Below are 328 nucleotides of genomic sequence, written 5' to 3' on the forward strand. Positions count from 1 at the left end.
CGAGATGTTCGCGCAACAGGGCATGAATCTGGCCGATGCCAACGTTTCCGACCAGTCGCTGAACCGTGGCTGGCAGGGGCAAGGCCAGGGCGAGGGCGGGCGCGGCGGTTCCGGCGCGCGCGATGGCCTGTTTGGCGGTGACGAGGGGCAGGCCGTCGGTCATCAGGAAATCCGCAGCGATCGCCTGAGCAGTGGTCGGGGGCTCGTCGACTACTACGCGTGATACGTAGCCGAAACGCTGCGGTCCTGGCCCGCTGCGCGGCATCGGCGGCCGCCTGGCGTGAGCGAAACGAGCGCCACGCCACAAGCCGCCGGCTCCGATGTTCGG

At 69.2% G+C, this 328-nt stretch carries 1 protein-coding gene; it reads left to right on the forward strand.

From position 1 onward, the window contains the following. Positions 1-223 (forward strand): hypothetical protein (locus J0A65_RS26740; protein ID WP_416135346.1); only part of this gene is annotated, 223 nt, incomplete at its 5' end. Positions 224-328 lie beyond the last annotated feature (105 nt).

This window comes from Bowmanella yangjiangensis (assembly GCF_017255015.1).
In the GTDB taxonomy this organism is placed as follows: Bacteria; Pseudomonadota; Gammaproteobacteria; order Enterobacterales; family Alteromonadaceae; genus Bowmanella; species Bowmanella yangjiangensis.